General features: G+C 66.5%; 18 protein-coding genes and 1 pseudogene. 9 read left to right on the top strand and 10 right to left on the bottom strand.

Annotated features, from left to right (window positions below):
- Nucleotides 1-33: 33 nt before the first annotated feature.
- The 7 genes from ACYJP6_RS12590 to ACYJP6_RS12560 are packed head-to-tail and all read right to left on the bottom strand — an operon-like array spanning nt 34 to nt 6986.
- Nucleotides 34-1221 carry a hypothetical protein gene (locus tag ACYJP6_RS12590; protein WP_459475310.1) on the bottom strand — a complete coding sequence of 396 codons (1188 nt, stop codon included), beginning with the start codon at nt 1219-1221 and terminating at the stop codon, nt 34-36.
- A gap of 23 nt (nt 1222-1244) precedes the next feature.
- Nucleotides 1245-1865, bottom strand: a complete 621-nt coding sequence (locus ACYJP6_RS12585; protein ID WP_459475309.1) for a hypothetical protein — start codon at nt 1863-1865, stop codon at nt 1245-1247.
- 8 nt (nt 1866-1873) lie between these two features.
- Nucleotides 1874-3355, bottom strand: coding sequence for an aspartate aminotransferase family protein (locus ACYJP6_RS12580; RefSeq protein WP_459475308.1), 1482 nt, complete (start codon nt 3353-3355; stop codon nt 1874-1876).
- 8 nt (nt 3356-3363) lie between these two features.
- Nucleotides 3364-4020 (bottom strand): class II aldolase/adducin family protein, encoded by a 657-nt coding sequence (locus tag ACYJP6_RS12575; RefSeq protein ID WP_459475307.1) that lies wholly within the window; start codon nt 4018-4020, stop codon nt 3364-3366.
- Nucleotides 4017-5651: a xylulokinase gene (locus ACYJP6_RS12570; protein WP_459475306.1), complete on the bottom strand. Its 1635-nt coding sequence runs from the start codon at nt 5649-5651 to the stop codon at nt 4017-4019. Before ACYJP6_RS12570 ends, ACYJP6_RS12575 begins: the two co-directional genes overlap by 4 nt.
- A gap of 10 nt (nt 5652-5661) precedes the next feature.
- Entirely contained in the window at nt 5662-6546 is an 885-nt protein-coding gene (locus ACYJP6_RS12565; protein WP_459475305.1) for a TorF family putative porin, read from the bottom strand.
- 20 nt (nt 6547-6566) lie between these two features.
- Complete coding sequence (locus ACYJP6_RS12560) at nt 6567-6986, bottom strand: DUF2147 domain-containing protein (RefSeq protein ID WP_459475304.1); 420 nt, start codon at nt 6984-6986, stop codon at nt 6567-6569.
- 149 nt (nt 6987-7135) lie between these two features.
- Between ACYJP6_RS12560 and ACYJP6_RS12555 the strand changes: the two genes are divergently transcribed.
- Both ACYJP6_RS12555 and ACYJP6_RS12550 read left to right on the top strand, forming a co-directional pair.
- The gene (locus ACYJP6_RS12555) at nt 7136-7783 is read left to right on the top strand and encodes a TetR/AcrR family transcriptional regulator (RefSeq protein WP_459475303.1); all 648 of its coding nucleotides are present in this window, start codon (nt 7136-7138) and stop codon (nt 7781-7783) included.
- A gap of 511 nt (nt 7784-8294) precedes the next feature.
- Nucleotides 8295-10325, top strand: a complete 2031-nt coding sequence (locus ACYJP6_RS12550) for an ATP-binding protein (RefSeq protein WP_459475301.1) — start codon at nt 8295-8297, stop codon at nt 10323-10325.
- A 162-nt stretch (nt 10326-10487) separates the two neighbouring features.
- On the opposite strand, the gene ACYJP6_RS12545 is transcribed toward ACYJP6_RS12550, so the two are convergent.
- The 3 genes and pseudogenes from ACYJP6_RS12545 to ACYJP6_RS12535 form a co-directional block, all read right to left on the bottom strand.
- Nucleotides 10488-12800: a putative bifunctional diguanylate cyclase/phosphodiesterase gene (locus tag ACYJP6_RS12545; RefSeq protein ID WP_459475300.1), complete on the bottom strand. Its 2313-nt coding sequence runs from the start codon at nt 12798-12800 to the stop codon at nt 10488-10490.
- Between the two features lie 322 nt (nt 12801-13122).
- A complete protein-coding gene (locus tag ACYJP6_RS12540; protein WP_459475375.1) occupies nt 13123-13833 on the bottom strand; it encodes a methyl-accepting chemotaxis protein in 711 nt (236 codons plus the stop codon).
- Nucleotides 13834-13992: 159 nt separating this feature from the next.
- Nucleotides 13993-14238 (bottom strand): annotated as a pseudogene (locus ACYJP6_RS12535) (HAMP domain-containing protein); the annotation flags it as partial.
- A gap of 1788 nt (nt 14239-16026) precedes the next feature.
- Between ACYJP6_RS12535 and ACYJP6_RS12530 the strand changes: the two are divergent.
- From ACYJP6_RS12530 to ACYJP6_RS12500, 7 genes are read left to right on the top strand one after another with little or no spacing between them, the layout of a single operon-like run.
- Entirely contained in the window at nt 16027-17253 is a 1227-nt protein-coding gene (locus tag ACYJP6_RS12530; protein WP_459475299.1) for an SfnB family sulfur acquisition oxidoreductase, read from the top strand.
- 4 nt (nt 17254-17257) lie between these two features.
- The gene (locus ACYJP6_RS12525) at nt 17258-17614 is read left to right on the top strand and encodes a hypothetical protein (RefSeq protein WP_459475298.1); all 357 of its coding nucleotides are present in this window, start codon (nt 17258-17260) and stop codon (nt 17612-17614) included.
- A gap of 16 nt (nt 17615-17630) precedes the next feature.
- A complete protein-coding gene (locus ACYJP6_RS12520; protein ID WP_459475296.1) occupies nt 17631-18596 on the top strand; it encodes a sugar ABC transporter substrate-binding protein in 966 nt (321 codons plus the stop codon).
- Nucleotides 18593-20131, top strand: a complete 1539-nt coding sequence (locus ACYJP6_RS12515) for a sugar ABC transporter ATP-binding protein (RefSeq protein WP_459475295.1) — start codon at nt 18593-18595, stop codon at nt 20129-20131. Before ACYJP6_RS12520 ends, ACYJP6_RS12515 begins: the two co-directional genes overlap by 4 nt.
- On the top strand, nt 20115-21104 hold the full coding sequence (locus tag ACYJP6_RS12510) for an ABC transporter permease (RefSeq protein WP_459475294.1): 990 nt from the start codon (nt 20115-20117) through the stop codon (nt 21102-21104). Before ACYJP6_RS12515 ends, ACYJP6_RS12510 begins: the two co-directional genes overlap by 17 nt.
- Entirely contained in the window at nt 21101-22054 is a 954-nt protein-coding gene (locus ACYJP6_RS12505; protein ID WP_459475293.1) for an ABC transporter permease, read from the top strand. The genes ACYJP6_RS12510 and ACYJP6_RS12505 overlap by 4 nt, the downstream gene beginning before the upstream one ends.
- 8 nt (nt 22055-22062) lie before the next feature.
- Nucleotides 22063-23466 (top strand): LLM class flavin-dependent oxidoreductase, encoded by a 1404-nt coding sequence (locus ACYJP6_RS12500; RefSeq protein ID WP_459475292.1) that lies wholly within the window; start codon nt 22063-22065, stop codon nt 23464-23466.
- Nucleotides 23467-23481: the final 15 nt, after the last annotated feature.

Here is a 23481-nt window from a genome sequence, read left to right as displayed (position 1 = left end):
GGCGAAGGAGGCGACGAGTGGGGTGGGCAAGGGTCAGCCAGGGCGCTGCCAACGCCACGACATCGACGGCCGGGTGACCCGGGCGCTGAGCGCCAGCAGCGCGGCCAGTCCCAGCGCGCCGATCGCCAGCAGGGCACTGGTCAGGGCGGCGGGCCGGACTTCGGCGCCCTCCAGCCAGAGCGAGGCGAGGGCCGGACCGGCGGCGCTGCCGAGCAATTGTAGCGAGGGCACCAGGGTCGCGACCCGCCCGGTGGGGTCCAGACGCAGAGCCAGGCTGATCTGGAACGGGGTGAGGGTCTGCCAGACGAAGGTGAAGACCAGGCAGAGCGCCCCGAAGGTCAGGTATGCGCCGGGGTCGAGGCCATAGATCAGCACCGCCAGGCTGCCGAGCAGCAGGGTGGCCAAGGCCAGCGTGGTGGCCGCCGGCAGGCAGGTCACCAGGAGCGCGCTGGTCAGGCCGCCGAGCAACTGGGTGCCGAAAGTGGCCGCGATGAGCAACTGGGCCTCGGCTGCGCGCATCCCGAGCGCCTCGCCGTAGGGTTCGAGATAGGCCCAGAGGGCCCCGACGGCTGCCAGCTGCATGCCGACGAAGGCCAGCAGCAGGGCTTGGGCAGGACTCCAGTTGCGGCGTGGGGTGGCCGCCTGGACGGTTTCCACCGCCGCCAGACGACGCGGGAGGACCGCGGTCAGTGGCAGGGCAAGCGCGGTGACCGCGGCCAGCAGCACGAAGCCGCCCGCGCTACCCAGACGCGGCAGGATCCACAGCGCCAGGACCGCCGCCAGCAGCCCCTGGCACAGCGTCTGCAGCGCCATGAACAGCCCTGACAGGCGCTCCGCCGCGGGTTGGCGGACGATCAGGGCCACTGCGGCCCACAGCAGCAGGCCTTCGCCCAACCCGGCCAGGGCTCGTAGCCCCAGCAACAGAAGATCGCCGCTGGCCTGGGCACTGGCGAGGTCGGCGGCGATGGCCAGCAGACTCGCGGGTACCAGTACCCGCGGTAACCCCAGGCGTAGCCCCACCGCCTCGCCAGCGATCACGCCCAGGCCCAGAGCGACGATCTCGCCCATCGCGACCAGGCCCAGGCCGTCGAGGGTGGCCCGTCCGCTGGTGAACAATTCGCCCAGCAGCAGGGGTTGCAGACCGAGAATCAGCAACGCCAGGGAGCCCAGCAACAGGGCGGCGCAGATCTGGCGCGACGGGGACGGTGCGAGGGTGCTCATGCCGATGTACCTCGAATGGACGGCTAGTAGCCGCGGCTTTCCGCTGGCAATCGGCCCTGGACGAAGGCCTGGGCGGCAGCGCGCTGGTCACGGTGCAGGCGGCGAGTGGCGATCAGCACCACCCACCAGGGCAACCGGGTAAGGTTCGTTCCCGTGGCCCGGGCGAGGGTGTACGCCTTGGCGCATTTCTCGAACAGGTCGGCATTGAGCGCCGCCCGGCTGGTCGTGGTGCCCAGGCAGAGCGGCTGGCCGGCCAGCAGCTGAACGTTGCCCCGTTCGGCCAGGGCCGCGGGCAACTCGCTCGCGCGGTCCACGGCCGGTGCCATGCGCCCGAGGTGCCGCGCCTGCTCGTCGAACAGCTCCGGCAGGCGGCCGCCGAAGTCCACCACGTGCTGTCCGTAGCGACCACCGCCCTGGATGATCGCGCCGATGTCCGCGCGCGTGCGGTAGACGAGGGCGTGCTCCGCGGCGAGGCCGGTGGTCCGGCCCAGCTCGATCTCGCCGGGGACGGCGTCGGTCAAGGTGCCGTACCAGAGCGTCGCCGCGCCTGGCACCCGTACGGACAGGGCGAGGTTCGCGCGTTCGCCCTGGCGCGTCAGGCGTTGCTGCAGGTCCAGCCATTGCTGGCGTAATTCGGCTTTCATGGTGGGCCTCATACCAGTTGGAACACCTGGTCGAAGCGCTCCAGGGCGTCGTCGATCACGGCATCGGTATCGGCTAGGCTGGTGTAGATCCGGCTGCCGGCCAGGGTGATGAGGCCGTGGGCGGTATAGGCTGCCCCCATCTCCTCCATCATGTGTTTGCGCGCCTTGGCTTCGTTGCGCACGCGCAGCAGCTTGAGCGGATTGCTGGTGTCTAGCAGCAGCACTCCGGAGGTCTGCAGGTGGACGATGGAGCCGAGGTTGTAGGCGACATAGGGCAGGTTGCGACGCTGGATGATTTCGTCGAGCCCCCGGCGTAGGCGGTCACCCGCGCGGCCGGCTTGGCCGGCCGCGTCCAGGCGCTGGATTTCCTTGAGCGCGTAATAGCCGGCCACGCAGCACAGCGGATTGGCGGACAGGGTGCCGCCGACGAAGGCTCGCTTCGACGAGGTGCCGATCCCTCCCACCAGCAGTTGCATGACGGCGGCCTTGCCACCCAGGGCGCCGGCCATGGGATAGCCACCGGTCAGGCACTTGCCCAGCACCGTGAGATCCGGGATCACCTTGAAGTAGCCCTGGGCGCCGCCCATGCCGGCGCGGAAGCCGGTCACCACCTCGTCGAAGATCAGCAGGGCGCCGAATTCGTCGCAGAGCTTGCGTACCTCGCGATTGAATTCCGGATGTACCGGGCGGGTACCGCTCTCCGGGCCGAAGGGCTCCACCATCACCGCCGCGGTCCCGCCTCGCAGGCGATTGAACTGTAGCCGCCGGCGCAGGGCGTCGAGGTCGTTGGGCGGGCTTTCCTGGGTATGGGCGGTGGCGCCACGCGGGATGCCGAGGGCTTCCATCCGGCCGGTGCCGGGCAGGCGCATGCCATAGACCAACTGGTCGCTCCAGCCGTGATAGGCGCCCCCGATCTTGATGATCCAGCGGCGTTCGGTGTAGGCCCGCGCCAGGCGCACCGCGGCCATCGCCGCCTCGGTGCCCGAGCCGAGCAAGCGCACCTGGTCGATGCCGGGAACGCTCTGGCAGACCAGCTCGGCGAGCTTGACCTCGTACTCGTGCAGCAGCCCGGTCACCGGACCGCACTCGGCGAGGATCCGCTGGACCTGATCGCGCACGCCCGGATGATTGGAGCCCAGCAGGGTCGGGCCGCCGGCCTGGAGGAAGTCGATGTAGCTATTGCCATCGACGTCGGTGAGGTGGGCGCCCTCGGCCTGGGCGATGGCCAGCGGGAAGGGATAGTTGAATGCCAGGTTGTGCTGGATGCCGCCCGGGATGAAGCGCTTGGCCTCCTCGCCCAGGCGCCGCGAGCCCTGGCAACGCTCGTCGAAATAGCCCATGACCTTGGCCAGGGCGTCCCGTCGCAGGGGACGCATGGGTTGCTTGACCAGGGCATCGAAGCGTTGGTAAAGCGCGTCGGTATCAGGCCAGGCGGAAATGGCCGGCGGGGTGGGGACGAGGGGCGGCGGGGTGGTCAGGGGCTGGTTCATGGCGGACCTCAGGACGGGGAGGAGGCGGACAGGGTGGCCAGCAGGCGCTGGCGAGCCAGGCTGTCGGCGGCGGGGATACCGGGACGATCGGTGATGCGCTGGGTGAGGTGGTGCTGGCAGAAGCCTTCCAGCTGCTCCAGCACCGCCAGGGTCTGGCTGGCGGTGACGCCGTAGCAGAGCACCCCGTGATTGCGCAGCAGGTAGGCCGGGCTCTCGGCGGTCAGGGCGCGATCCAGCAGCCGGGCCAGCCAACCGGTGCCCGACGGCGCGTAGCCCACCAGCGGTAGGCGCCGGCCCAGGTCGGGCCAACGCTCGGGGTCGTCGACGGTCAGGGCGCTACCCAGGAGGGTGCAGGCGCTGGCCAGCGGCTGGTGGGTATGCAGGCTGCACCCCGCCGCCGGAAAGCGCCGCAGCACCCGGGCGTGCAGGCCGGTTTCCACCGAGGGCGCGCGATCGCCCTCGAGCTGGTGCAGATCCGCCAGGCGCAGGATGCAGACGTCCTCCGCGCGCATCTCGTAGTAGTCGAGGGCGGAAGGCGTCACCGCGATGCGCTCGGCGTCCAGGCGCAACGCCAGGTTGCCGCCGGTGGCGGCGAAGAAGCCGCGGCGCACCAGGTGCGAACACAGGTCCACTACCTGCTCGCGCAGTTCGAGGGTATCGCTCATGGTCGGGCTCCCTGGTTGGGGTTGAGTCGCCGGTACAGCGGTGCCAGGCGGCGGCGGACTTCGAGGAAGGTGGCGTAGCTGTCGTCGTAGCGTGCGCGTGCCTGGGGACAGGGTTGGTACAGCCGCGGCGCCCGTTGCAGGTCGGGCACGTCGCTGAAGGCGAGGGCGCCGATCCCGGCGGCGGCGATATAGGCCGAACCCCGGGCATTGGCCTGGATGGGGGCATCGGGCTGGGCGATCACCTGACCCGTGACGTCGGCCATGATCTGGCACCAGAGATTGGACTGGGCGCCCCCGCCGACCGCGGTGATCCGCTCCGGGCGACGGCCGAGGAAGCGGTCGAAGGGTTCGAGCATCCAGCGGGTATTGAGCGCCACGCCTTCGAGGAAGGCGCGGATGATGTCCTCGCGGGTATGCTCCAAGGACAGATTGATCAGGGCCGCGCGCAGGCTGGGGTCGTCTACCGGGCTGCGCTCGCCGTAGAGCCACGGGGTGTAGAGCAGGCCCCGGGCGCCGGCCGGCACCCGGGCGGCGATGCGGTCGAGCAGGGCATAGAGATCCGGATGCTGTTCGTCACTGAGCAACTCGTCCGGGTGATAGAGCACCTTATCGCGCAGGAAGGACAGATTGGCGCCCGCTGCGGTCTGCAGCGCCATGGCTAGGTAGCGGCCCTTGACCGCGCTGGGTACCGCCGCCATGTGCCGCAAGACATCGGACTTCTTGAAGGGCACATGGGCGCCGAGCCAGGAGGAGGTACCCAGGTAGAGATGCGGGGCGAAGTCCTCCACGGCCGAGCCCACCGCCACCGCCGAGGTATCGACCGAGCCGGCGACCACCGGGGTGCTGCGCGGCAGGCCGAGCTGGTCGGCTACCGTTGTCCGGAGGGTGCCGATCACCTCGGCCGAGTCCACCAGGTCGGGCAGCTTGTCGCGATCGAAGCCGAGGGTGCGGATCAGCCCGGCGTCGTACTTCACCTGGCGCGAATCGCGGTTGTCGGTGATCCAGGCGGTGCAGATGGAATCGGCGGTGGCGCAGCAGCGGCCGGTCAGGCGCAGATTCATGAAGTCGAGGACGTTGAGAAACTTCACCGTGCGCTCATAGCGTTCCGGCTGGTGGTCCTGCAGATAGGCGATGTGGCCCGCCGAATCCTTCCCCGACAGCGAGGGCGCGCCGCCGGTCAGGCGGATCCAGCGCCACAGCTTAAAGGGTGAGTAGCCCGCCACCTTCAGTCGGCCACCGCCGACCCGCCGCGCCACCGACTCGGCGCCGCGCATGTCCAGCCAGAGCAGGGCCCGCCCCAGCGCCTGGCCCTGGGCATCGACGCACACCGTGCCTTCGGTCTGGGTGGAGCAGCAGACCGCCACCACCCGCCGGCGCCGCGCTGGATCCGCGCTCAACAGTTCGCCGGCACCGCGCAGGAACGCCTGCCACCAGTCCTCCGGGTCCTGTTCGGCGCTGTGGCCCTCGACGTGCAGGGTGACGCCATGGAAGGTCCAGGCGACCACCTCGCCACCCAGGGTGACCAGCGCGCTCTTGCACCCCGAGGTGCCGAGATCCACCACCAGCACCAGCCCGTCGAGGGCGGTGGCCTGGACGGGGGCCGGCGGTATGGCGAAGACGTGCGGTTTCATGGGCGGCGACTCAGAAGGGGCGGGCCACGGACAGCACCCAGCGGGCCTCGTCCGTGGTGCGCTGATGGTCGCCGTCTTCGGCGATGTAGAGTTCGCGGGCGCGGGTATGGGGACTCACATAGTCCAGCCCGAAGTCGAAGCCCCAGCGTTTATGCACCAGGCCAACGCCGTAATCGCTGAAGTTGGCCTCGGAGAAGTTGCGGATCTGCTGGTAGCCGGCATGCAGCTTGAGGCTGGTGCGCGGCGTCAGCTCGTAGCGATAGTCGAGGTCGTAGAGCAGGCTGCCGCGGGAGTCGTGGTCGCCCTTCGCGTAGCATTCCAGGCCCTTGGTGGGGTCCGGGTTGAATTGCAGCTGGGCACCGCAGACGCCGGGGGTATTGGCGCCGCGATAGTTTTCCGACAGGACGTTGAGGATCCGGCCTTGCAGGGCGCCGTAGCCGATTTCCAGCACGGCGAACTGGCTGTTGTAATTGGTGCTGCGATAGCCGTCCGGGGCGCCGGTATCCGGGTCGATGCGGCTGGGCGCCTTGAAATGGGCGCCCGGGAAGAATTCGCCCGCCAGGCCCACGCCGAAATGCCAGGCCTCGGGATCGCCGAAGCGGTAACCACCGGCCAGCAGCACGTTGGCGCCATCGCCGTCGATGAACTGCTTCTTGTTCACGGTACCGAATTCGGCCAGGCCGATCAGGCCGCTCTCATGGGCGAATTCCACGGTGACCTTGGCGCCCGGCTGGTTGAGGGAATCCGAGATGCTGCGGTTGCGCACATCTGAAAGCAGGCGCGGGGTGATGGTCAGGGCATAGCTGGCCAAGTCGTCGTCGGCCTGGGCCGTGGTGCCCAGGATCGCCAGGCACAGCAGGGCCGCCGCCGGCGCGCGGTGATTGCATAGAGTCATGGGGTCGCTCCTTGCGAGGGTTAGCTGCAGCGCGGGCTGGCGGGCAGGGCGCTCAGGGGGGTGAGCTGTTCGGTCTTGCCGAGCACCTCGGTGCCGACGTAGGCGCGGATGTTCAGATCGTCGCCCTTGCGGCGGACGTAGCCCTTGTATTTCTTGCCATCGCGCGGATCGAATACCCAGCCGTCGCGCCAGGTGCCACCGTCGTCCCGGCTCATCTGGAAGATGCGGGTGCCACAGGTGTCATGAGCATTGCCGGCGTCCTTGTCCCAGACGATGGTGCCGCACAGGGCGCTGGCGTTGTCCGGACAGGGCATTACCTTGACCGCGGCGCCCTGGTCGGCACTGAGCCAAAGGCCCTGAACGGGTGTCGATTCGGCGGCCTGCACCAGGGCGACTGGCAAGGCCAGCAAGGCAACGACGAGCGTTAAAGAGATTTTCATGGTGGAGGCTCCTGCTGTTTGTTCTGGTTGTGGCTGGAGGCAGAGAAAGCATGGGGTGATGCTGTTATGATAGTTATCGCTACACGATAGTTATAACTATCATTCCGCTGCCTATCAAGGTGTTTTTTCGTCCTGCCAGAGAGCTTTTCATGGTCGCCAAAGAACCTGTCTCTCCCTCCCACGCCACGCCCAAGGCCCGCCCCAGCCAGCAGCGCGCGGCGGAAACCTACGAACGCATCCTGGCGGCGGCGGCAGAGGTGCTCTGCCAAGTCGGCATCGAACGGCTGTCGACCAATCTGGTGTGTGAGTGCGCGGGGCTGACGCCGCCGGCGCTGTACCGCTACTTCCCCAACAAGTACGCGCTGCTGGAAGAGCTCGGACGACGCCTGCTGGAAAAGCAGAATGCGCAGATCGCGATAAGGATCAACGCCGAGCTGCTGGCCGGTCCTTTGGAGAGGGTGGAAGACGCCCTGACCGATTTGCTGCTGGACACCTATGGCGTCACGGCGGAAACCGCCGGCGGCATGTGGATCCTCAAGGCCCTGCGCGCCGTGCCGTCGCTGGAGCATGTGCGACTCGACTCGCACCGCCGGGTGGCGGCGCAGCAGGCCGAGGCGCTGATGGCGTTGCTACCTGGCGTACCGCCGGCGGAAATCGCCCAGGTCGCGCGGATCGTGGTCGAGTTCTTCCACTCCACCGTGGAGTTGCTGTTCGATGAGGCGCTCCCCGCGGAAAGCACCTGTCGAACGGTGGCCACGATGCTGACGGGGCACCTGGGAAGGCTGCGAGACGCCTGAAAGCCAGTACCAGTGGGAGGCGCGGGTGAAGGGCCAGGGCACGCGATTCGCGGGCTCCGCCAACGGCTGCAGGGATTGGCGCGATCCGCAGCCGCAACCTCGGAGTCCAGTACGAGAGGGGGCCTGGAATCATGGATCCGCTGCCGCCTTACGACGACGTCTGTCGCCCGTAATGGGCCAGGGCGCGGGCGTGCTACTCATCGCAGAGCAGCGGCTCTTATCGGATAGGTTGGCTCTCTGGAAAGCCTTTCGGAGCGCATCGGTAGCCCGGGAGTCGCTTCGCTCGACCGCCGAGCACGGCCCATTGGTTTCGTTGGCCGCCAGTCCAGGGACGGCGTGCGGCCATGGCTCGCGGGCGTCAAGCCGAGGGATGGCCCTCCATCTCCCTGGTTGAACTGCGCCCGATGGGCGCTCTCCATAGAAAGACCAAAGATCGCAAGGTTTCGAGGCCTGGCCTGCCTTCGAAGCGGTCCCCGTGCGCTCGGCGCAGTCCACACCTGTGCAGGAATCCATGAGTCAAGATCCAAACTTCAAGCTCTTGTTCGAAGCCCTTCCTCATCTGGTCCTGGTGCTTTCGCCGGGCCCGGATTTCATCATGGTCGCGGCTAACGAGGGACGCCTTCGCGGCACCCATACCCGGCGGGAAGACTGTATCGGGCGGTCGATTTTCGAGGTGTTCGGCCGCAACCCGGATGGTCAGGCGGATTTCGGTGCAGGCGTCCTGAGAGCGTCGCTGGAGCGGGTGCAGCTCACCCGCGAGCCGGACCGCATGGCCATTACCAAATACGACATTCCCCGACCCGCCGGCGCAGGCGGTGGTTTCGAGGTCCGTTACTGGAGTCCGCTGAACGTCCCGGTACTGGATGACCAGGGTGAAGTCCGCTACATCATCCACCAGACCGAAGACGTCACCGAACAGGTGCTGACGCAGCAACGTCCAGGCGCTACCCCACAGGTAGCCGACGAGCGCTTTCGTGCAGCGCTCCTGGCCTCCGAGGCCGGCATCTTCGACTGGTACCTCGACGAACAGCGGTTCTACTGCGATAGCGCCCTGCAGCAGCTGTTCGGCTTGCCGGACGTCCTGACCTACGAGCCGATCGAACGCTTCCTCGATTTCGTCCATCCCGAGGATCGCGCCGCAGTACGACGCTCGCTGATGGATTGCGTGCACGGCAAGGACTTCGCGGTGGAGTTTCGCCTGAGCCGTGGCGCCCAGAACCAGTGGCTATTGAGCAAGGGCAAGGTCTTTCGCGACGCCGCGGGCAGGCCATCCTACGTGACGGGTACCTGCGCGGACATCACTGCCCGCAAGCAGGCGGAGAAGGCCTTGTTCGAACTCAACGAGACCCTCGAAGCCCGGGTCGTCGCGGAGGTGGCGGAGCGCTCCCGGGTCGAAGATACCCTGCACCAGGCGCAGAAGATGGAAGCGGTCGGCCAGCTCACCGGCGGCATCGCCCACGACTTCAACAACCTGCTCACCGGTATCATCGGCAGCCTGGAGTTGATGCAGCGTCGTCGCCGCAGTGGCGAGGCCGCTAATGACGAGCGCTACATCACGGCGGCGGTGACCTCGGCCCAGCGCGCCGCTGCGCTCACCCAGCGCCTGCTGGCCTTTTCCCGGCGGCAGACCCTCGACCTCAAGCCGATCGAGGTCAATCCCTTGGTGGCCTCGCTGGAGGATCTGCTGCACCGCACCACCCGGGAAGACATCGTCATCCGCACCCAGTTGGCCGCCGGCCTCTCGCTGGTACGCATGGATGCCAACCAGTTGGAAAGTGCGGTGATCAACCTGGCCATCAATGCCCGCGATGCCATGCCGGACGGCGGCACCATCACCATCGCCACGGCGGCCGTGCAGCTATCGGCGGAGGAGGGCGCGGCCATGGAGCTCGCGGAAGGCGACTACGTGATGCTCACCGTGTCCGACACCGGCGTGGGCATGACCGCGGAGGTGCTGGCCAAGGTCTTCGAGCCCTTCTACACCACCAAGCCCATCGGCCAGGGCACGGGGCTGGGGCTGTCCATGGTCTATGGCTACATGCGCCAGGCCAGCGGTGCGGTGCGTATCCTTTCCGAGCCAGGCAAGGGTACCTGCGTGCAGCTGTACATGCCTTGCCATGGCGGTGACCTGGCTGGCCTGGCGGTCGAGGAGAGCAAGGCCGCACCCTTGGGTGGGGGCGAGGTGGTGTTGGTGGTGGAGGATGAAGCCGTGGTGCGCTCGCTCATCGTCGAGGTGCTGGGTGAGCTCGGCTATCAGACCCTCGAAGCGGCGAATGCCCAGGAGGCGATTCCTCTGCTGGAAAGCCGCCAGCGCATCGACCTGATGATTTCTGATGTCGGATTGCCTGGCATGAACGGCCGGCAGCTGGCCGATCTGGCGCAGACCCAGCGTTCGGGGCTCAAGGTGTTGCTGGTCACCGGCTATGCGGAAGGCTCCAACGTGAGCGGTTATCTCGCCGCCAACATGGAGATCATCACCAAACCCTTCGCCATCGAGGCGCTGGCCAACAAGATCAGCGAGATGCTGAGTTCAGCTGGTTGAACTCAGAGGGTAGCGGGTTCCGGTGGTTGCAGGAGCCGGGTGTCGCCCAGGTAGACCGCATCCGCGGGGCGTTGGCTGCTCGCGCCTTGCTGAACGTCTTGGCAAGGCCTCAGCGGCCTGCGAGTGGCTGCCGCAGGCTTCGGCAGCCAGCTGCTGAGCGCTTCAGCAGTAGATTCGCGTGAGGCTGTTGAAGAAATCCTTGCCAAGACACTCCTGTTCGAAGGCAGCAGCGGGTAGGGGTTTGCCGAAGAAATAGCCCTGGCCTTCCTGGCAGCCGTTGCGCTGCAGGTGGAAGAGTTCCGCCGAGGTTTCGATACCTTCGGCGAGTACGCTCATGCCCAGTCCCTTGCCCATCGCCAGGATGGCTTTGATGATCGTCGCATCAGCGGGTGAGGACACCATGTTCATGATGAAGCTTCGATCGATCTTCAGCTTGTTGATCGGAAAGTGCTTCAGCAGGCTCAGCGAAGCGTAGCCGGTGCCATAGTCATCGAAGGCTATGCTGACGCCCATGGCCTTGAGCCGCTTAAGTCGTGGTATGGCGTCGCAGTCCGAAGGAAGGCTGATGTTTTCGGTGATCTCCAGTTCCAGCGCCGAGGCGGGTAGGCTCGCTCGTTCCAGCGCACACGCCACCTCGAGCTCGAGCTCCCTGGCGTTCAATTGCGCCCCGAACAGGTTGACGGCCATGCGGAAGGCCGGGGACGCCCGTTGGCGCCAGCTGCTGGCGTCCTGCAACGCCTGGTTCAAGATCCACCAGCCGACGTTGAGGGCATCGGGCATCTTTTCCAGTTCGCCAAGGAAATCGCCCGGATAGACGAGGCCACGCGTGGGGTGTCGCCAACGTAGCAGCGCCTCGGCCCCTATCAGGCGGCCAGTCGTCAGGCTGACCTGGGGTTGATAGTGAAGCTCGAATTCGTGGCGCTGCACCGCCAGCCGCAGTTCCTGCCTCAGGGTGCGGGCCGTCGACGCCTGCAGGCGCAAGCTGGCGGCATAGCGTTCGAATCTGTTGCGACCCGCTATCTTCGCTTCGTAGAGCGCCATGTCGGCGTTGGAGATGAGTTCGTCGGGCTCCAGGCTGTCTTCAGGGCACAGGGTTATGCCGATGCTGGCGCCCAGGTAGAGCAGCTGATCCTCATGATTGAAGGGCTCGGTCATCAAGGCGATGATCTTGTCGGCCTTGGCGGTGGCGTCGTCGATGGAGTGAACGTCAGTGAGGATGATGGCGAATTCATCGCCCCCCATTCGACACACGGTATCCGCCGGACGGACGCATTGCAGCACGCGTTTCGCGGCGCTACGCAGGATGACGTCGCCGGTCGGATGACCGAAGGAATCATTCACCTGCTTGAATTCGTCGAGATCCAGCATCATGACCGCAAACGGCCGGCCAGCGGTCGCCAGTTCGGCGATGCGCTGCTTGAGTACGCTGCGATTGGGCAATTGGGTCAGCGGATCGAGGTACGCCAGCTTGAAGAGCTTTTCCTCGTTCTTGCGGCGTTCGCGGATGTCGCGAAAGATGGCGCCGAAGGCCGCCTCGTCCTGTTCGAACCAGGTGGAAAGCGACAGCTCGACGAAGATTTCCGTCCCGTCCCTGTGCAGGGCTGGTAATTCGATGGTTTTTCCTATCAGCCGTGGCTCTCGCCCCTGTGCGACCTTCTTCAGTCCGCTACCGTGTTGGTTGCGCATGGCCGGCGGAACGATGAGTTCTATGTCGCGCCCCAGGGACTCTTCCCGGGTATAACCGAACAGCTTTTCCGCCGCTCGATTCCAGAAGGTGATCCGGCCCTCCGCATCGGCGCAGACGATGCCATCGGGGGAGGTATTGGCTATCTGCTCGAAGCGCGTCTGACCGATCTTGCCCGCCACTTCGAGCCGCCGTGCTTCGAAGGCGTCCATGACCAGTTGTGCGAGGTCCTTGAGCGTTTGCAGATCGTCTTCGCTGAACTGATTTCTCGGCCAGCTATCCGCCACGCACAGGGTGCCTATGGCCTGTCCCGTCGGCGACCGCAGCGGGACGCCCGCATAGAAGCGGATATGGGGTTCACCGCGGCTCAAAGGATTGTTGCAGAAGCGTGGGTCCAGATGAGCATCCAGGATGACCATGGCGTCATCGTGCTCGATGGTGTGGGAGCAGAAGGCGATGCCCCGATCCGTTTCGCAGGCCACGATGCCTACCCTGGCCTGGAATACCTGGCGCTCCCGTTCGACGATGGAGATGAAGGCCATGGGCACGTCGAAGAGCCGTGACGTGACCTCGACGAGGTGATCGAGTGACTGGCCGAAATTGCCATTCGCCAGGTCATATTCCGCAAGCGCCCGGAGTCGTGCGTCCTCGTTGGTATAGAGTTTTAGGCTGGGCATCCCGCGGCCTCCTGAAGAAACTGGGCAGGGTGTCCATTCTGCAAGGCGAAGGCCCGAGGAGGGGAAGCGGAAGCGCCGATGACCCTTCGCTGGCTTGCCGGCCGCTTGCCACACCAGTCCTCAAGCTTGTTCGAGGCGTAGAACACGAATGACATTGGCATTCCCTTTTCCGTTAACAAATCCCTGAGTGCTGGCGGGACCGACGCCGTGGATGCGCGGCTGTTTCGACCGACATCCCAGGCGCTGCGCCAGGCTGATCGCGCAAGGCAGGCAGTTGCCCCATGCCCGTCTTTGTCACCTTTCGTCCCAGGTGCTCGCCCCAGCAACCCCGAGGAGAATCTTCTTCGAAATGCTGCCGATGCCAGCAGCATCCCGGTGGCAAATTGCCTAGAGGTCGGAGCCGAGCGATAGCTGCCTCGGTGTCAGCCGAACCCACTCAGGCGCTGAGGCGAAAACGTGCTACGACGCCGCGCAGTTCTTGGGAGAGCGTGGCCAACCGATCGGCCGTGCCGGCGTCGGACTCGATTCCGCCCAGCACCTGGACGGTGGTAGTGCGTATTTCCGTGGTATTGCGGTTGATGTCTTCCGCCACGGCAGCCTGTTGCTCCGCGGCACTGGCGATCTGTACGTTCATGTCGACGATGAGGTCCACGGCCGAGCCTATGCTGGCCAGGCTGGCGGTTGCCTGTACGGCTGCTTCCACGCCACCTAGCGCATGGGTACGACTGGCCTGCATCTGGGCGACCGCGTCGCTGGTAGCCTCCTGCAGTTGCTCGATGATCTGCCGGATCTCTTCGGTCGAGGTCTGGGTACGAGAAGCGAGCGTCCGGACCTCGTCGGCGACCACGGCAAACCCGCGGCCCTGTTCGCCGGCCCGGGCCGCCTCGATGGCGGCGTTGAGGGCGAGGAGGTTGGTCTGTTCGGCAATATTGCGGATCACGGCGATAACCCCGCCTATGGCTTGGCTATGGGTTTCCAAGTCCGCTACCTTGGTCGCAGTAAGGTCCACCTCGGCAGCGAGTAGCTCGATCGCGCTCTGGGTTTTCTGCATGACCTGGGAGCCGCCGCGAGTGGCCTGTTCTGCCTGGTGAGCCGCCGCTACAGCGCCCTCGGTATTGCGGGCGACCTCGGCCACGCTCGCCGTCATTTCGGTGATGGCCGTTGCCACCTGATCGGTCTCCGCTTGCTGGGACTGCAGTGTGCGCCGGGCGGCGCCGATGGATCCTGCCAACTGGTGGGAGGCATTCGCCACGGCGTCGGAGGCTCGGTCGACCTCAAGCAGCGAGCGGCCGAAGGCGTCCAGCATGGTGTTCAGGCCACGACCGATATCGGCGATTTCATCTCGACCCCGTAGCACTACCCGGCTACTGAGGTCGCCTGCGGCAGCGCTGGCGGTGACCTTCACCAGCTCGGTGATACCTTGGCGCAGGGCGGAATAGATGCCGGCGAGGGCATAGGTCAGCAGCAGCAGCACGCCCACGATGCCTCCCACCACGAGATCGAGCAGCCTGCTCTGCTGCGTCAGGCGCTCGGCGAGCAACTGCGTCAGCATGCCTTGCGCCTGGCCCTGTACCTCGAAATAACGCGCCACGACGGCATTGCCCTGGCCCCCCAGGGCTCGGGCTGCTACCGAAGGCTGGCCGTCTATGACCGACAGCAAGCCCTGGCGGAATCCGGCATAGTCGCCTGCCGCTTGACTGAGGGAGGTATTCAGTTGCTGCGTCAACTCCGGGCCCTGGCGAGCCAGCAGGGCGAGACTCTGAGCCAACTCATCCGCGGCCTGTTTTTCCTGGCGCAGCACGCTACGGGCCACGTTCAGACTGGCCTCGTCGAAGGTTCCGGTGGCGCTCAGGCCGGAGGCGAGACCGCGCAACTGGCCGACCAGGTTGATTTCCCGCGGCAGGCGCAGCGACGTCAGGTCGATGAGGAACAGGCTGTTGTAGTCGGAGTCCAGCGCCAGGCCGGAGGTGGCCGACACGTAGTAGAACAGGTTCAGGATGTTGGTCACCTGCTCGTTCCAGGCTTCGAATACCTGGGTTGGCGTGGCCGCCATGCCCTTTACCAGGCGATCGGATGCCGAGCGCAACTGGCCCAGGCGATCACCCGTTTCAAGCGCCTTGCCCAGCTCGCGGTCCAGTTGGTCCAGGCGGTCGTAGGCCTGGGCCAATGAATCGCGATTGCTCTGCCAATCGGCCTGTGCCGAGGTGTCACCCTCCTGCAACCTCTTGGTGAGGGCGCGCTGCAGCATGCTCGCGCGCAGCACGGGCACCAGGGCGGTCATGAAGCGTTGCCCCTGCACCTCCTGCTGCAGGCTCGTCCGCTGTTCCTGGATGTCCTGGTAGAGATAGCCACTGAGGGTGAGCAGGGGTATCAGCACGATGACTGCCAGGCAGGCAAACTTGGCGGAGAACCGGAGGCGATTCATCACGAAAACCGCAGGAGCGAGAAGATTCATTGAAGAGTCTCAGTACGAAAGAAGGTCGCTTGGCGTTTGGCCGATGCTATGCGGAAAGCTAGGACATCAGCGAAGCGGTATCTTTCGGCGCTTGACTTCAATACTGCGTAAATAAAGCCGGGCGGTAATAAACTCGACCTGAGCGGTAGTGAATTATTATGCAGATCAATTCCTCGGCTATTGGTCTTACTTTAGCCTTTGCCTACTTGCTAAGTGTCTGGAACGCCCCGCCCAAGGCTAAAGGTTTCCAAGGGCTGAGCGCCGTAAATTTCACGTAAAAATTTGGTTGTTAGTCTGGATGAGTGTTCGAATGATATGGGTTTGCGTTAGCGGTCGAGATTAATTTAATTATAGCGTTGGCCTTGGATGCCTTCTTTCTCCTGCCGTGAAGTTCTGAGAAAAGTCCAGCCTCGAAGATTGGTTGTATCAAGCTTTGGCACTCGAGTGACAAGCTGAAAGTTTATGAATCGCGTAAAGCTGCAGGAAATTCTCAGGGGTCGAATAGCAAGGGCCCCTGCCACACTACAATCGTCAGCACACCTGGCCGCTGAATGCCGCTGGTCATGACGAGGGTGCAATCAAGGCGACAGCCCCTGTGGCTCGAGCTGCTTGTTTGGCCTCATCGAGCGGTGCCGAGGTCCGGGCACGACAACGGCAGCAGGGTGACAGGACTCATTTCTGGCAGGGAGGGGCGGCGACCCCTCCTGTGGCAGGCACCGCCCTGCATTGGCCAGACTGTCCGAAACGCAACAGTGAATCGGCAGAAGTGTCTGGCTAGCCACTCGGCAGAGTGGCTAGCCACTCGTAAGTGACTGACAGTTCTGGATTTTCAGAGATGGCACAGCCCGTGCTCAGGCTACAGGGTTTCCTCATGGGAGTCCCTGCATGGCCGTTGCCCCTTCGCTCAATGCCATTCCCCGCGCTGCTCCGGCACGTCCCGCCGTCGTCCTGCGCGATGCTACCGAGGCCCTCGATGCCGCCGCTGCCCTGGCGGAAGATTTCGCTCAGGAGGCGCGCAGTCGTGACCAGGAGCGCCGGCTGCCCTGGGCCGAACTGGATAGATTTTCCGCCAGTGGCCTCTGGGCCATTACCGTCCCGCGAGCCTTCGGTGGGGCCGGGGTAGGTTTCGGGACGGTGGCGGAGGTCATCGCTCGTATCTCCGCCGCCGACCCCTCGCTGGGACAGTTGCCGCAGAACCACCTGGGGGTGGTCAACAACCTGTTGCTGACGGGGTCTCCCGAGCAGCAGCGCCATTACCTGGGCCTGGTGCTCCAGGGCTATCGCTTCGGCAATGCCTTTTCCGAGGCGCGCAGCAAGACCGTCACCCAGTTCGAGACGCGCATTCGCTTCACCGGGGACACGGCCTGGATCGATGGCGAGAAGGCCTATTGCACCGGTGCGCTGTTCGCCCATGTGGTGCCCACGGTGGCGTTGGACGAGGAAGGGTTGGCGCATCTGGCCCTGGTGCCGCGCGACGCCGGCGGCCTGACGGTGATCGATGATTGGGACGGCTTCGGCCAGCGCACCACCGCCAGTGGTCGCGTGTTGCTCAAGGGGGTGAGCGTACCGCGCAGCGCGGTGCTGCCGGCCTGGAAGGCCTTCGAGCGACCCACGGCGGATGGCCCGGTGTCCCAGATCATCCAGGCGGCGGTGGATGTCGGCATCGCCCGGGGCGCCTTCGCCGCGACCTTGGCGGCGGCGCGCCAGGCCCGACCCTGGACCGACAGCGGCCTTGAGCATGGCTGGCAGGATCCGTTGAGCCAAGCCCTGATCGGTGACCTGAGCTGGCGCCTGGCCGCGGCCGAGGTACTGCTGGAAGAGGCGGGGACGGCGGTGGATAGGGCCCTGGCCGCGCCATCGGCGGCCAGTGTCGCCGAGGCCTCGGTGGTGGTGGGTCAGGCCAAGGTGGCCTCGACCGAGATTGCCCTAGCAGCGGCCAACCGCCTGTGCGAGCTGGGCGGCACCCGCAGCGTCTCGCAACGCTTCGGCCATGACCGTCACTGGCGCAATGCCCGCACCCATACGCTGCACGATCCGGTGCGCTGGAAATACCACCTCATCGGCAACTACCTGCTCAACGGCGCCGAGCCGCCCCGTCACGCCTGGAACTGATGCCATGACCGATCTCGCCCTAGCCACCCAGGCAGAGCTGACCTTTGCCGAACAGGTTTTCGAGCAGCTGCGCCAGGCGCTGCCCAAGGCATCACGCGCCCGCGACCCCCTGGTGATCGCCGCGGTCGGCGACCTGCAGGTACGCCTGGCCGCGGCGCGCGCCCTGCAACGCGCCAGTGCTGCTGATGACGGACCGGTGCGGCAGATCCAGGCGCGCCTGGCGGCCGACAGTGCCCGCCAGCTCGCCGCCGACCTGCAGCGCGAATGGCTGTCCGACACCGTCGTGCAGCGCTCATCCGGCCCGGCACCCCGCGACCTCAAGCGCCTGTTGGGCGAGCACCACCTGACGATCACCGACTAGAACAGAAAGGATTCTCATGGCTCTTCGCACACTGCTTCGCGCCCTGTTGCTGTTGCCGCTGCTGGCAACTACCGCCTTCGCCGCCGCCGACGAGATCCCTTCGCTGGCTGGCAAGCGCATCGCCATCAGCATGACCGGCACCAGCCACTACTTCGATCTCAAGGCATTCCAGGCCCAGGTGGAGGAGGTCAAGCGGCTGGGCGGTACCCCCATCACCCTGGACGCCGGGCGTAACGACAAGAACCTGGTGACCCAGCTGCAGACCCTGGTGACCCAGAAGCCGGATGCGGTGATCCAGACCCTCGGCACCCTGAGCGTGATAGATCCCTGGCTGAAACGCATCAAGGCGGCCGGTATCCCGCTGTTCACCATAGACGCGCCGTCCCAGTACAGCCTCAACAACACCACCTCCGACAACGCCGCGGCCGGTCGTGAGCTCGCCGAGCAGATGGCGAAGGACACCGGTGGCCAAGGCAACATCCTGGTGTTCAACGGCTTCCAGGGCGTTCCCGTGTGCGCCATCCGCTACGCCGAGCTGCGCAAGGTGCTGGACGCCCATCCGGGGCTGAAGATCATCCAGCCCGAGTTGCGCGATGTGATACCCAACACCGTGCAGGACGCGCGCGGGCAGATCGCGGCGCTGCTCAACAAGTATCCCAAGGGCAGCATCGCCGCCATCTGGTCGGCCTGGGACATTCCCCAGCTCGGCGCCAGCCAGGCGCTGATCGAGGCCGGGCGGACCGAGATCAAGACCTACGGCGTCGACGGCACCCCCGAGGTGCTGGAGCTGCTCAAGCGCGACGACAGCCCGGTAGGCGCGGTGGTCGCCCAGCAACCGGCGCTGATGGGCCGTACCGCGGTGCAGAACGTCGCCCGCTACCTGGCCGGCGCCCGCGACCTGCCCAAGGAAACCCATGTGCCGACCCTGCTCACCACCAAGGTCAATCTGGACCAGGTCGCGGCGCTGCGGGGTGATCGATGATTACGGCGGTACTCGAATTGCGCGGCATCGCCAAGCGCTACGGGGCGACCCAGGCGCTGGACGGTGTCGACCTGACCCTGAGGGCCGGCGAGATCCACGGCCTGATCGGCGAGAACGGCGCCGGCAAGTCGACCCTGATCAAGGTGCTCGGCGGCCTGGTGACGCCCGATGCCGGCGACCTGCGCCTTGAGGGCCAGTCGCTGCTTGGCGCCGGACCACGGGAGTTGGCCCAGCGCGGGGTGTCCATCATCCACCAGGAGCGGTTGCTGCCGCCCAACTTCACCCTGGCCGAGGCGCTGTTCTTCGGTCAGGAGCGGCGCCGTGGACCGCTGCTGGATCGTCGTGGCCAGGAGCGCGAAGCGGAACGGCTACTGGCCGAGCGCTTCGATCTGCAATGCCGGGCGCGCACCCGGGTGGCGGAATTGAGCAGCGCCGAACAGCAACTGCTACAGATCAGCCGGGCGCTGCTGGGCACGCCCAGGGTGCTGGTGCTCGACGAGCCGACGGTGGCCCTGGCTCATGGCGAGGTGGAGCGTCTGCTCGGGCTGCTGCGCCAGTTGCGCGATCAGGGCCTTGCCTTGCTCTATGTGTCCCATTACCTACAGGAGGTGGAACGCCTCTGTGACCGCGCCACGGTGCTGCGGGGTGGCCAGGTGGTGGCGGAGGTCGAGCCCCGCGTCACACCAGCGGCCGCCATGGCGCGGTTGATGATCAACCGGGAACTCGGCGAGGCCTATCCCAAGGCGCAGGCGGTGCCGGGCGAGGTGCTGCTGGAGACCCGCGGGCTCGGTCGACCGGGCGCCTTCGCCGAGGTCGATCTGCAGGTGCGCCGGGGCGAGGTGGTGGGCGTGGCCGGCCTGGTCGGCTCGGGCGCCAAGGAATTGCTGAAGACCCTGTTCGGTCTGCTGCCGGTGGCGGAGGGCGAATTGCTGCTGGAGGGCCGGCCGCAGCGTTTCGCCCAGCCCCGGGCAGCGGTGCGGGCGGGGCTGGCACTGTTGCCGGAGAATCGCCGGCAGCAGGGCGTGGCCCTGGACCTTACCGTGACCGAGAATCTCACCCTGGCCGCCCTGGAGCGTTTCAGCTGGTTCGGTCTCCGTCGGCCAGGCGCCGAGCGCCAGGCGGCACTACGGCTACGCCAGGCGCTGGACATCCGTACCCCGGACCTGGAGACGCCGGTGCGCCACCTCAGTGGCGGCAACCAGCAGAAGGTCGCCCTGGGCAAATGGCTGGCACGGGACGCCAGGCTCTATCTGCTGGACGAACCCAGCGTGGGCATCGACCTCGCCGCGCGGGCCGAACTCTATCGCCAGGTCGCGCGTCTGGTGGAGCAGGGCGCCGGGGTGCTGATCCTCTCGGTGGATCTATCCGAGTTGCTCAATCTCTGCGACCGCATCCATGTCATGCATCGCGGGCGCTTGCTACCGGCGCGTCCGGCCAGGGAGCTGAGCGCCGAGGAGCTGCTGGCCACGGCGACCGGCGCGGTCGCACCGGTCGCGGAGTTGGAGAGGAGGGCGGATCTTGGCCTCGTCTCCTGAATTCTTGACGGCACCCGTCCCGACGGGGCGGCTGGACCCCTGGCGTCACGGCGCGCTGCTGGCCTTCGCGGTGATCGCCGCGCTGTTCGCCTGGCGAGCGCCGGAGTTCCTGGGGGCCGGCAATCTCGCCAACATCCTCGCCCAGGCCGCCATTCCCGGCATCCTGGCGCTGGGCCTTACCCTGGTGATCGTCGGCGGAGGTGGCAACGTCCTGGCCGGTGGCCTGGATCTTTCGCTGGCGGCCAATCTCGGCCTCTGCGCGGCGGTCCAGGCGACCCTGGTCAACGCGGGATACGGTGCGCCGGTGGCGATCGGCCTGACCCTCGCCTGCGGCCTGCTGGTCGGGGCGGTCAACGGCCTGGCGGTGACCCTGCTGGGGCTGCCGCCGCTGCTGGCGACCCTGGCCAGTCTCAATGTGGTGGCCGGCCTGGAGCTGGTGCTGAGCGAGAACACCGTGCTGCCCGCCAGCACGCCCTGGCTGGACCTGCTCGGGATGGGCAGTTTCCTCGGCATCCCGGCGGCGGGTTGGGTGCTGCTGGGCAGCGCCCTGGTGCTGGCGGTCCTGCTGCAACATACGCCCTATGGCCTGCGCCTGGCGGCAGTGGGGGACCACCCCGAAGCGGCTCGGGCCGCCGGCTTGCCGGTACGTACCCTGGTGTTTTCCAGCTACCTGCTGGCGGGTGGCTGCGCGGGACTCGCGGCACTGCTATCGGTCGCCTGGTTCAGCGGCAGTACTCCGGGTTCGGGTGAGTTACTGCTGCCGGTGGTGGCCATCGCCTTTCTCGGTACGGTGTTTTCCTGGCGCTCGCAACCCAGTGTCGGCGGCACCCTGTTGGCGGCCTTGCTGGTGGGCATGCTCGGTAACGGCTTCCAGTTGCTCGGGGTGAGTAGTTTCCTGGTCAACGGCGTGCAAGGCACGCTGATCCTGCTGGTGGTAGCGGCGGCTAGTCTGCGCCAGGAGGGCAGCCAATGAGCGCGACGATCTCTCTCGGCCGCCCGGGCCTGCGCCTGGCGCTGCCACTGCTGTTCCTGACCCTGGTGGTGGTCTTCGCCCTGGCCGCGCCCGGTTTTCTCAGCCAGGGCAACCTGCTCAGCCTGCTGCTGAACAATGGCCTGGTACCGGCGTTGGTGGCCCTGGGGCTGACCTATGCCATCGCCGCAGGCGGCATCGATCTCTCGGTGGGTATCGCCCTGGACCTGGCGGCCTTCGGTTGCATCGCCTTGCTCAACGCCGGTTTGCCGCTGGCCGTGGCGCTCGCCGGTGGCCTGGGCCTCGGGCTGCTGGTGGGCGTGGCCAATGCCCTGCTGGTGGCCGGGGTGGGGCTGTCGCCCTTTCTGGCCAGCCTGGGGCTGCTGTTCATCGGTACCAGCCTGCAACAGCTGTTGTCGGAAGGTGGCCTGCCGCTCTATCTGAAACCCGAGTTCCGGCCGGCGGCGAGCAACTGGCTCGGCGTACCGGCGGCGGTCTGGACGGTACTGCTGCTGGCTGGGGTTTATGGCCTGGTGCTGGCCCGCGGGCGTCTGGGCCGTGCGTTGCTGGCCGTGGGTAGCCAGCCGCTGGTGGCGCGTTATTCGGGGCTGGCGCTACGCCGCCTGGCGCTCTGGACCTGTCTGGCCACCGCCCTGGCCGCGGCGGTGGCGGGGATGCTGCTGGCGCTGCGCATCGACGCCTACGTGCCACTCTCGGGCAGTGCCTATCTCATCAACGGCATCGGCGCCGTGTTCATCGGCGCCAGCCTCAATCGCCATGGTCGGCCCAATGTGCCCGGCACCCTGCTGGGCGTGCTGCTGCTGGCGATGGCCGCCAATGGCCTGCTGCTGGTGGGTTGGAATTTCTATTGGCAACAGGTGGCCACCGGCCTGCTGATCCTCCTGGTGCTGACCCTCAATCAACTCGCCCGGCGCCACGACGCCTCCCGCTAGGAGCCCCCATGTCCCGTGAAATCCGTCTCAACGCCTTCGATATGAATTGCGTGGCCCACCAGTCCCCCGGCCTCTGGCGCCATCCGCGCGACCGCTCCTGGGACTACAAGGACCTCGACTACTGGACCGAGCTGGCGCAACTGCTCGAACGTGGCCTGTTCGATGGGCTGTTCATCGCCGATGTCCTCGGCCTCTACGATGTCTATGGCGGCGGCCCCCAGGCTACCCTGCGCGAGGCCACCCAGGTACCGGTCAACGATCCCCTGGCGCTGATCACCCCCATGGCGGCGGTGACCCGCCACCTGGGCTTCGGCCTCACCGCCTCCTTGAGTTTCGAGCATCCCTATCCCTTCGCTCGCCGGCTCTCCACCCTGGATCACCTGACCAAGGGCCGCATCGGCTGGAACATCGTCACCTCCTACCTGGAAAGCGGCGCGCGCAACCTCGGCCAGTCCGCCCAGGCCGACCACGATGCCCGCTACGACTATGCCGAGGAGTACCTGCAGGTCGTCTACAAGCTGCTGGAAGGTAGCTGGGAGGAGGGCGCGGTGCTACGCGACCGCGCCTCCGGGCGCTTCACCGATCCGGCCAAGGTGCATCCCATCGGCCATCACGGCCGGCATTTCCAGGTGCCGGGTTACCACCTCTGCGAACCCTCGCCGCAGCGCACCCCGGTGCTCTACCAGGCCGGCGCCAGCAGTCGCGGGCGCCAGTTCGCCGCCGAGCACGCCGAGTGCGTCTTCGTCGCCGCGCCGTCCAAGACGGTGCTCAAGAAGACCGTGGCCGACATCCGCCGCCGCGCCGCCGAGGCCGGTCGCGATCCGCGCCAGGTGCTCATCTTCAACCTGCAGACGGTCATCGTCGGCGAAACCGATGCCCAGGCCCGGGCCAAGTGGCAGGAGTACAAAGGCTACGTGAGCTACGAGGGTGCCCTGACGCTGATCTCCGGCTGGACCGGCATCGACTTCGCCGCCTACCGGCCGGACCAGGTGCTCAGGCACCTGCACACCAATGCCATCCAGTCGGCGGTGGAAGCCTTTTCCACTGCCGATCCCAGCAAGCAATGGACGGTGCAGGAGCTGGCCGACTGGGTCGGCATCGGCGGCTTCGGCCCGCTGCTGGTGGGCAGCCCCGCGACGGTGGCGGACGAGTTGCAGAGCTGGGTCGAGGAGACCGACGTGGACGGCTTCAACCTGGCCTATGCCGTGACCCACGAGACCTTTGCCGACGTGGTGGAGCTGCTGGTCCCTGAGCTGCAACGCCGTGGCGTCTACAAGCACGCCTATCGGGAGGGCACCCTGCGCGAAAAGCTCGGGGGCGCTGGCGCGCGACTGCCGGCCGAACATCCAGCGGCCGCTTACCGTGATCTGGCGCGGCTACGGGAGGGGAAAGCGCTAAGGGTACCGGCCTAGAGGGCTGTGCTCCGC

The organism is Pseudomonas sp. No.117, from assembly GCF_054558395.1.
The sequence above is the reverse complement of the archived record's forward strand: the minus strand, read 5'-3'. Positions and strand labels throughout refer to the sequence as shown.

Excerpts from the sequence above, each read along its gene's own strand:
- ACYJP6_RS12590 (WP_459475310.1), bottom strand. The coding sequence starts at position 1,221 with ATGAGCACCCTCGCACCGTCCCCGTCGCGCCAGATCTGCGCCGCCCTG.
- ACYJP6_RS12585 (WP_459475309.1), bottom strand. The coding sequence starts at position 1,865 with ATGAAAGCCGAATTACGCCAGCAATGGCTGGACCTGCAGCAACGCCTG.
- ACYJP6_RS12580 (WP_459475308.1), bottom strand. The coding sequence starts at position 3,355 with ATGAACCAGCCCCTGACCACCCCGCCGCCCCTCGTCCCCACCCCGCCG.
- ACYJP6_RS12575 (WP_459475307.1), bottom strand. The coding sequence starts at position 4,020 with ATGAGCGATACCCTCGAACTGCGCGAGCAGGTAGTGGACCTGTGTTCG.
- ACYJP6_RS12570 (WP_459475306.1), bottom strand. The coding sequence starts at position 5,651 with ATGAAACCGCACGTCTTCGCCATACCGCCGGCCCCCGTCCAGGCCACC.
- ACYJP6_RS12565 (WP_459475305.1), bottom strand. The coding sequence starts at position 6,546 with ATGACTCTATGCAATCACCGCGCGCCGGCGGCGGCCCTGCTGTGCCTG.
- ACYJP6_RS12560 (WP_459475304.1), bottom strand. The coding sequence starts at position 6,986 with ATGAAAATCTCTTTAACGCTCGTCGTTGCCTTGCTGGCCTTGCCAGTC.
- ACYJP6_RS12555 (WP_459475303.1), top strand. The coding sequence starts at position 7,136 with ATGGTCGCCAAAGAACCTGTCTCTCCCTCCCACGCCACGCCCAAGGCC.
- ACYJP6_RS12550 (WP_459475301.1), top strand. The coding sequence starts at position 8,295 with ATGAGTCAAGATCCAAACTTCAAGCTCTTGTTCGAAGCCCTTCCTCAT.
- ACYJP6_RS12540 (WP_459475375.1), bottom strand. The coding sequence starts at position 13,833 with ATGACGGCGAGCGTGGCCGAGGTCGCCCGCAATACCGAGGGCGCTGTA.
- ACYJP6_RS12530 (WP_459475299.1), top strand. The coding sequence starts at position 16,027 with ATGGCCGTTGCCCCTTCGCTCAATGCCATTCCCCGCGCTGCTCCGGCA.
- ACYJP6_RS12525 (WP_459475298.1), top strand. The coding sequence starts at position 17,258 with ATGACCGATCTCGCCCTAGCCACCCAGGCAGAGCTGACCTTTGCCGAA.
- ACYJP6_RS12520 (WP_459475296.1), top strand. The coding sequence starts at position 17,631 with ATGGCTCTTCGCACACTGCTTCGCGCCCTGTTGCTGTTGCCGCTGCTG.
- ACYJP6_RS12515 (WP_459475295.1), top strand. The coding sequence starts at position 18,593 with ATGATTACGGCGGTACTCGAATTGCGCGGCATCGCCAAGCGCTACGGG.
- ACYJP6_RS12505 (WP_459475293.1), top strand. The coding sequence starts at position 21,101 with ATGAGCGCGACGATCTCTCTCGGCCGCCCGGGCCTGCGCCTGGCGCTG.
- ACYJP6_RS12500 (WP_459475292.1), top strand. The coding sequence starts at position 22,063 with ATGTCCCGTGAAATCCGTCTCAACGCCTTCGATATGAATTGCGTGGCC.